7 protein-coding genes are annotated in these 7,928 nt (G+C 59.4%); all 7 read right to left on the reverse strand.

Going from position 1 to position 7,928, the window contains the following annotated elements:
- Positions 1 to 92: 92 nt before the first annotated feature.
- Positions 93 to 1,049 carry a tRNA 5-methoxyuridine(34)/uridine 5-oxyacetic acid(34) synthase CmoB gene (cmoB, locus tag QMX91_RS26610; protein ID WP_098965457.1) on the reverse strand — a complete coding sequence of 319 codons (957 nt, stop codon included), beginning with the start codon at positions 1,047 to 1,049 and terminating at the stop codon, positions 93 to 95.
- Positions 1,046 to 1,753, reverse strand: coding sequence for a carboxy-S-adenosyl-L-methionine synthase CmoA (cmoA, locus tag QMX91_RS26615; protein WP_219737930.1), 708 nt, complete (start codon positions 1,751 to 1,753; stop codon positions 1,046 to 1,048). Before cmoA ends, cmoB begins: the two co-directional genes overlap by 4 nt.
- A gap of 245 nt (positions 1,754 to 1,998) precedes the next feature.
- Positions 1,999 to 2,634 carry a lysoplasmalogenase gene (locus QMX91_RS26620; RefSeq protein ID WP_027612116.1) on the reverse strand — a complete coding sequence of 212 codons (636 nt, stop codon included), beginning with the start codon at positions 2,632 to 2,634 and terminating at the stop codon, positions 1,999 to 2,001.
- A gap of 2 nt (positions 2,635 to 2,636) precedes the next feature.
- Positions 2,637 to 3,029, reverse strand: a complete 393-nt coding sequence (locus QMX91_RS26625) for a protease inhibitor I42 family protein (protein ID WP_098965453.1) — start codon at positions 3,027 to 3,029, stop codon at positions 2,637 to 2,639.
- 342 nt (positions 3,030 to 3,371) lie between these two features.
- Complete coding sequence (locus tag QMX91_RS26630; protein ID WP_135296494.1) at positions 3,372 to 3,800, reverse strand: hypothetical protein; 429 nt, start codon at positions 3,798 to 3,800, stop codon at positions 3,372 to 3,374.
- Positions 3,801 to 3,979: 179 nt separating this feature from the next.
- Positions 3,980 to 6,397 (reverse strand): endopeptidase La, encoded by a 2,418-nt coding sequence (gene lon, locus QMX91_RS26635; RefSeq protein WP_027612113.1) that lies wholly within the window; start codon positions 6,395 to 6,397, stop codon positions 3,980 to 3,982.
- A gap of 755 nt (positions 6,398 to 7,152) precedes the next feature.
- Positions 7,153 to 7,518, reverse strand: coding sequence for a DUF6124 family protein (locus QMX91_RS26640; RefSeq protein ID WP_027612112.1), 366 nt, complete (start codon positions 7,516 to 7,518; stop codon positions 7,153 to 7,155).
- Positions 7,519 to 7,928 lie beyond the last annotated feature (410 nt).

Here is a 7,928-nt window from a genome sequence, read left to right on the forward strand (position 1 = left end):
CGATAGCGGTCTGACATTCAACATTGCTTTGACTGTCAGACCGCTATCGCGAGCAGGCTCACTCCTACAAGGTTATGCGGTGTTTGAGAGGGTTACTTACGGGCCACAATCACCGCGCGCATCGGCGCTGGCAGCCCTTCGATGGTCTTGCTGTGATCCTCGGGATCAAGGAAGTCGCTCAACGATTGATACTTCATCCACTCGGTACCGCGTTGTTCTTCAACGGTGGTGGTGCTGACGTCCACGCATTTCACATCGGTGAAACCTGCCCGACGCAGCCACAATTCCAGCGCCGGTACCGACGGCAGGAACCACACGTTGCGCATTTGCGCGTAGCGATCTTCCGGCACCAGCACCTGATGCTTGTCGCCTTCCACCACCAGCGTTTCCAGCACCAGTTCGCCGCCCTTGACCAGGCAATCCTTCAGCGCCAGCAAATGCTCGATCGGCGAACGTCGGTGGTAGAACACACCCATCGAAAACACTGTGTCGAAGCCTTCAAGGTTCGGCGGCAGGTCTTCGAACGGGAACGGCAGGTGCCACGCATTCGGCTCGGACAGATAACGCTGCACGGCCTGGAACTGGCAGAAGAACAGCCAGTTCGGATCGACGCCGATCACGCTGTCGGCACCGGCGCCGAGCATGCGCCACATGTAGTAGCCGTTGCCGCAACCGACATCGAGGATGCGTTTGCCCTTCAGATCCAGATGCGGGGCGACCCGCGACCACTTCCAGTCCGAGCGCCACTCGGTGTCGACGTGTACGCCGAACAGGTCGAACGGCCCCTTGCGCCACGGCGACAGGCCCATCAGCGCGGTGCGCATCTGCGCGCGGGTTTCGTCGTCGCAGTCGGTGTCGAGTTTCAGGCCGTTGAGCAGATCGACTTCAGTCGGCTCAAGTTTCGGCAACGCGTCCAGCGCGCTCTGCCAGCGCTCCAGATCGCCGTGACCTTTCTCCATTTTCTTGTCGAGTTGCCCTTGCAGGGTGTTGGCCCAGTCGGCCAGCGGGCTACCGGCCAGACGGCGGGCGAGGGGGGACAGATCAATCATGGCAAGGCAATCAACGAGGCAAAGTTAAGACACTGGAACCACGGCACGACTTTCGAGAACCCGGCGGCCAGCAGGCGTTCGCGGTGTTCTTCGAGGCTGTCGGGCTTCATGACGTTTTCGATGGCGCTGCGCTTCTGGGCGATTTCCAGTTCGCTGTAGCCGTTGGCGCGTTTGAACGCGACGTGCAGATCGGTGAGCAGCGCGTGTTCTTCGGCATCGTTGAAGCGCAGCTTCTCCGAGAGAATCAGCGCGCCGCCGGGCAGCAGCGACTGGCGAATACGCGAGAGCAACGCGGTGCGCTGCTCCGGGGCGATGAATTGCAGGGTGAAGTTCAGTGCCACCACCGAGGCCGGTTTGAACTCGAGCGCGAGAATGTCGCCTTCGATCACTTCGACCGGTAACAACTCCTGAAACATCGAATCCTGACCGTTGAGGTACTCGCGGCAGCGTTCGACCATCGCCGCCGAGTTATCCACCGCGATCACCCGGCAACCGTCGGTGCGCACGTGACGGCGCAAGGCTTGAGTCACGGCGCCGAGCGAAGCACCGAGGTCGTAAAGCACGCTGTTCGGTTGAGCGAATTGCGCCGCGAGTACGCCGAGGTTTTCGACGATGGTCGGGTAACCCGGCACCGAGCGCTTGATCATGTCCGGGAACACCCGCACCACGTCCTCGTTGAAGGCGAAGTCAGGCACCTGGGCCATCGGCTGGGCGAAAATGCGATCGGGTTCTTTGCTCACGGCGGTTCCGGCGGTGTTGATGAAAAGGCCGGCATTTTAGCCAAAGTGGCGTCGGGATGCTTGGGTTGTCCGACGTGGCGAGGGGATTTATCCCCGATGGGCTGCGAAGCAGCCCCAAGATCTGTGCCTGCGGTCTGTCTGACATACCTGATTGACCGGTTTCAGGGCCGCTGCGCAGCCCATCGGGGATAAATCCCCTCACTACAAAATTAGCGGTGTTTCACGGAAAACGCCGAAGCGGCAATCCCCCACTGCCCCAGCCAGTAACTGAGGATGATCACGTACGGCGCGGCGTGGAATGGCGATACGAAGCGATCAATGCCGATCACACTGTCGGAGAACACGAACGCCAGCGCACCCGCCGCCGCCAGCAGCGCCGAGCGCTTGGGCACATCGGTGCCGAGGCGGGCGAGGGCGCGCCAGAGCATGGCGCTGATCGCGGTGCCATAGACGAGCACTGGCACTAGCAACGGCCCGAGGCCACTGGAAATCAAAATCCCCAGCAGCACCGCGCCGACGCCGAGCGCGAGCACCAGCGGCAAAAGCGCCAGCCGTTTGCAGTCGCTGAGGTAAGCCTTGAGATACGCCAGATGCGCCACCAGAAACGCACCGAGGCCAAACACAAACAAATCCCCCGGCCACGCCAGCAACACGTCACCGAGCACAGAGAAAATCAGCCCCAGACTGATCCAGCGTCGATAGTCGCTGGGTGGCGCATCGTGCAGCCAGCCGAGCAGCGCCAGCACCGGTAACGGTTTGACCAGCAGGCAGAGCAATGCCGCATGCGTGCTCACACCGTAGAGAAACGTCACCGCGCCCATCAGCGCCAGAATCAGCCAGCCCACGATCAGTTCACCGAAATGGCGCAGTCGAAGGTTTCTGCCGGTTCAACTTCCGGTTCCCAGGGCTGCTGCGAGGTCAGGCGCAAGCGGCCGTTGCCGGTGGCAAAGGCCTGGAAGCGCCAGGTGGAAAAACCGCCCGCGCCGACCATGCCGGAATCTTTCGGACTGCTGTAAACCTCAGGGCTGAGTGCATGTAGCACGCCGCCGGCGGAATCCTGAATTGCCCAGCGATAGCCCGTGGTCGGGTTGCTCGGCAGCATCACGATCAGGTTTTGTCCGTTGGTCAACTGCACGGGGCATTCGCTCTGGTTTTCCACGGTCACGTTCTGTTTTGGCTGCGTGGCGCAGGCGGCCAGCAAAGAGAGGGCGAGAGGGACAAACAGGCGAGTGGCGGACATAGGCTCAGTGGCTCCGGCGTTGACGACGAACGGCGAGCATAACTGAAGATGAGACAAAGTGTGACGGTGAGGCGGTTCTGTGGTGTTGCCACAGACGCCTTCGCGAGCAAGCCCGCTCCCACAGTAGTTGTGTGGTGACCACAAATGCTGTGTTCACTACAGAACCCTGTGGGAGCGGGCTTGCTCGCGAAGGCGGCGTGTCAGGCTCTGGATAACTGTCAGAACAACACTTTCGCCACATCCGCAAAGCGCTTGGCGAAGTGCACGGTAATGCCCTCCTTCAGATAATCCGGCAACTTAGCGTCGGCCGATGCAAAAATGCTGACTTTGATCAGCAGCAGACTATTGATGGATCATGGTAAATGAGCAAATAACAGGAAAACTTTCGTCACTGCCCTCTTTTGTGAAACTTATATCCATCGCACAGGAGTAGCGATGGGTGACAGGGTCAAGGTTGAGAAAAATAACGCCTTCTCCCGGAATGGTCCTAAAAAAATCGGCGTTAAAATTTCCGTCATATTCGACTCTGATATTTTCTGCAGGAAAGTCATGCCTGCCATTGTCCGGATACTTCTGGTCTTTTTTTGTCAGGAAAACCCTGACGTTTCTTGAAAAGTTCGGTTGGTCAGGACGGCGGTAGATTCCTTCCAGGGCTAGGGTTTCTTTATGAGTACTTATGATTAGTTTATCGGTCGAGAAGTTGACGTCCTCTGGAATGTAGGCTGTCAAAATACCGCGAGCAAACGTCCTTGCATCTTTTGAGTTATTCATCTTGAAGCTCCTGTGTCTAACCTGGGGGGAGAAACAAGGTAGAGCTTATTCAAGATAGAAAACTTCGGAACTGTCAGAAATGTCAGTTTTTTATATCGCTTGGCAATTATGAAGTGCTCGGCTATGCGAAGAAGTATTGGTCGTTATCGTTGTTTGATTGATAACGACCAATGTCTAAATCAGAACAAAACTTTCGCTACATCCGCAAAGCGCTTGGCGAAGTGCACGGTAATGCCTTCCTTCAGATAATCCGGCAACTCCTCAAAGTTGCCCCGGTTCGGCTCCGGCAGGATCAGTTCGAAGATCTTCTGCCGCCGCGCCGCGATCACCTTCTCACGCACCCCGCCAATCGGCAGTACATGCCCGGTCAGGGTCAGTTCGCCGGTCATCGCCACGCCTTTTTTCGGCGGCTGATTGCGGGCGAGCGAGAGCAGGGCGCTGGCCATGGTCACGCCGGCGCTCGGGCCGTCTTTCGGTGTGGCGCCTTCCGGCACGTGCAGGTGGACGAAGGCCTCGTCGAAGAATTTCGCATCGCCGCCAAACTGTTTCAGGTGTGAGCTGACGTAGCTGTAGGCGATCTCCGCCGACTCTTTCATCACGTCACCCAGTTGCCCGGTGAGTTTGAAACCACGGTTGAGCGTGTGAATTCGCGTGGCTTCGATCGGCAGGGTCGCGCCGCCCATGCTGGTCCAGGCCAGACCGGTGATCACACCGGTGCCCGACAGCACTTGTTCATTGCGGAACACCGGATGGCCCAGCGAGGCTTCGAGGTCTTTCGGCCCGAGCTTGATCACTGCTTTCGGGTCGTCGATCAGCTTCATCACCGCTTTGCGCACCAGTTTGCCCATCTGTTTTTCCAGTTGGCGCACCCCGGCTTCGCGGGCGTAACCGTCGATCAAGGCCTTGAGTGCGCTGTCGCTGATGCTCAGGCTGCCCTTGGACACGCCAGCCTTTTCCAGCAGTTTCGGCCACAGGTGACGCTTGGCGATGGCGACTTTTTCTTCGGTGATGTAGCCCGACAGGCGAATCACTTCCATGCGGTCCAGCAACGGCCCGGGAATCGAATCCAGGGTGTTGGCGGTGCATACGAACAGGACTTTCGACAGGTCCATGCGCAGGTCGAGATAGTGATCGAGGAATTCGACGTTCTGTTCCGGGTCGAGGGTTTCCAGCAGCGCCGACGCCGGGTCGCCCTGGTAGCTTTGGCCCATCTTGTCGATCTCGTCGAGCATGATCACCGGGTTCATCACTTCGACGTCTTTCAACGCCTGCACCAGTTTGCCCGGTTGCGCGCCGATGTAGGTGCGGCGGTGGCCCTTGATCTCGGCTTCGTCACGCATGCCGCCGAGGCTGAAGCGGTAGAACGGCCGGCCAAGGGATTCGGCGATGGATTTGCCGACGCTGGTTTTACCCACGCCCGGCGGGCCGACCAGCAGCACGATCGAGCCGCTGATCTCGCCTTTGTAGGCACCGACCGCGAGGAATTCGAGGATGCGATCCTTGATGTCGTCGAGGCCAGCGTGGTGTTTGTCGAGTACCTTGCGCGCGTACTTGAGGTCGAGTTTGTCCTCGCCGTACACGCCCCACGGCACCGAGGTCGCCCAGTCGAGGTAGTTGCGGGTGACCGCGTACTCCGGCGAGCCGGTCTCGAGGATCGACAGTTTGTTCATTTCCTCTTCGAGGCGTTTCTGCACCTGTGCCGGCAGGACTTTGCCTTCCAGGCGTTGTTCGAACTGTTCGAGATCGGCGCTGCGGTCGTCCTTGGTCAGGCCGAGTTCCTGCTGGATCACCTTGAGTTGTTCCTTGAGGAAGAACTCACGCTGATGCTCGCCGATCTTGCGATTGACCTCGGCGGAGATCTCTTTCTGCAGGCGCGCGACTTCGACTTCCTTGCGCAGCATCGGCAGGACTTTTTCCATGCGCTTGAGCATCGGCACGCAGTCGAGCACTTCTTGCAGCTCATTACCTGTCGCCGACGTGAGGGCGGCGGCGAAGTCGGTCAGCGGCGACGGATCGTTGGGGCTGAAGCGGTTGAGGTAGTTCTTCAGCTCTTCGCTGTACAGCGGATTGAGCGGCAGCAGTTCCTTGATCGCGTTGATCAGCGCCATGCCGTAGGCCTTGACCTCGTCGGTCGGCTCGGTGGGCTGGTGCGGGTATTCGACTTCGACCAGGTACGGCGGGCGGTGGTGCTTGAGCCAGGTCTTGATGCGTACGCGGCTCAGGCCTTGGGCGACAAATTGCAGTTTGCCGTTTTCACGGCTGGCGTGATGGACTTTGACCAGGGTGCCGTATTCGGGGAGGGCGCCGGTGTTGAAGTGGCGCGGGTCTTCCTGGGGCGTGTCCATGAAGAACAGGGCCAGGGAGTGGTGGTCGGATTTGCTTACCAGGTCGAGGGTTTCGGCCCAGGGTTCTTCGTTGACGATGACTGGCAGCACTTGGGCCGGGAAGAACGGGCGGTTGTGGATCGGGATGACGTAGACCTTGTCCGGCAGGTTCTGGCCGGGCAGGGCCAGGCCTTTGCCGGATGAGGTGTGTTCGATGTGTTCTGCTTCGGTGTAGTCGTCTGGGTTGTCCGGGAATTCTTGCTGGTCGCTCATGGGGCACCTGCGCAATGGGGTATGGGTCTTAGATGGGGCAGGCTTTGGGTGGTTTCAATGGGGGGCGGTGTTTCTGCTTGTGCGTTCAGGGTTTTGACAGGCGTCACGCTTTGGGCTTGGCGGCCTTTGGGCCGACCAGGTTCTTGGGGTTTTGGGGGTATATCCGTTTTTTTGGGTGTGGCGGCTGGCGGTTTCGCCCTTACGGCGAGTCACCTTTTCCAGACGCCGAAAAGGTAACCGAAAAGGCTTGCTCCTGCGTTCGGCCCGCTCGCTGGGGCTCGGGGTTCCTTCGCTCCGGGACTGATCCGTGGGGCAGCGCCTCCGGTTTGCTTCGCTGCACCTCCTCTCGCTGTGTTTGGCTGCGCCAAACGGTCGCTGCGCTCCCACCCCCGGATCAATCCCTCCACTCAGCCTTCCGACGTCGCCCGTGGATCAAGATCAAGAGCGGTACTCGAGCTTGCGCTCATTGTTTTGAGTGGGGCGGCTGCGCCGCATGGGGCATACACGAATCAAAACTGTGGGAGCTGGCTTGCCAGCGATGGCGGCCTGACAGCCAACCGATCTCCAACTGAATGCACCGGGTTCAAACTGTAGGAGTGAGCCTGCTCGCGATGGCGGCCTACGAGCCGACCCATCTCCACCTGACTCACCCAATTCCACTGTGGGAGCGAGCTTGCTCGCGAAAGCGGTGTGTCAGTCACCGCAAGTGTTGGATGTGCTGACGCTTTCGCGAGCAAGCCCGCTCCCACTATGGCTCAGCTGTGTGCCGCAGATTGGGTGATTTCCACATTATCCAGCACCCGATTCACCGCCAGTTCGGCGAGCATGATGATTTGCTGAATGGCCAGTATCGTCCGGCGCTGCGGGATGTCGATGTACGCGGCGATGTCGCTGGTCATGAGGCTGGCTTGGGCCAGTGATTCGCAGGCGTGAACCAGCAGGCTTTCGTTGTCCATGTCCGGGGCGACCTGGAACATGCTGCTGGGTTTGTGGAATCTCACCGCGGCGGCGGAGGGCTTCAGGTAGTGATCCAGCGCACGCTCGGCGGCGTCGTGGAGTTTTCTGGAATCGAGGGATTCGTAGGGGGAGGTTTCGGGGGGATTCGGTGTGGGTTTGATCATGATGAATTCTCAGTTGGTGAAGTGGAGCTACCTTCAATTGCCGCGACGCAATCTGAGGTGGCAGCTGTACGCGGGTTCGCGGACCGATAACTGAGGAATCGGCATACCCCCAAAGAAGGTATCCCGCGCACAGCCGCCATGACACAACCAACAGGCATCCGAGGTGCTGTCAGGTTCGCGATTATGCATCAGTTATCAGGCCGCGACGCCCGGCCGCTGAATTTCCAGCGACCACCAGAGCCTATCCAGCCAATTTCCGAGGCACAACCGACGCGACTTGTCGGAAAACTCCCGCGTATAACGCGCTTCTGTAGGACGGACACCGTCCAGTGTGGGAGCGGGCTTGCTCGCGAAGGCAATGTGTCAGCCGGCAAACTCATTGGTTGATACACCGCTTTCGCGAGCAAGCC

Origin of the sequence: Pseudomonas sp. PS01299, assembly GCF_029960145.1 — a bacterium.
Lineage (GTDB): Bacteria > Pseudomonadota > Gammaproteobacteria > Pseudomonadales > Pseudomonadaceae > Aquipseudomonas > Aquipseudomonas putida_A.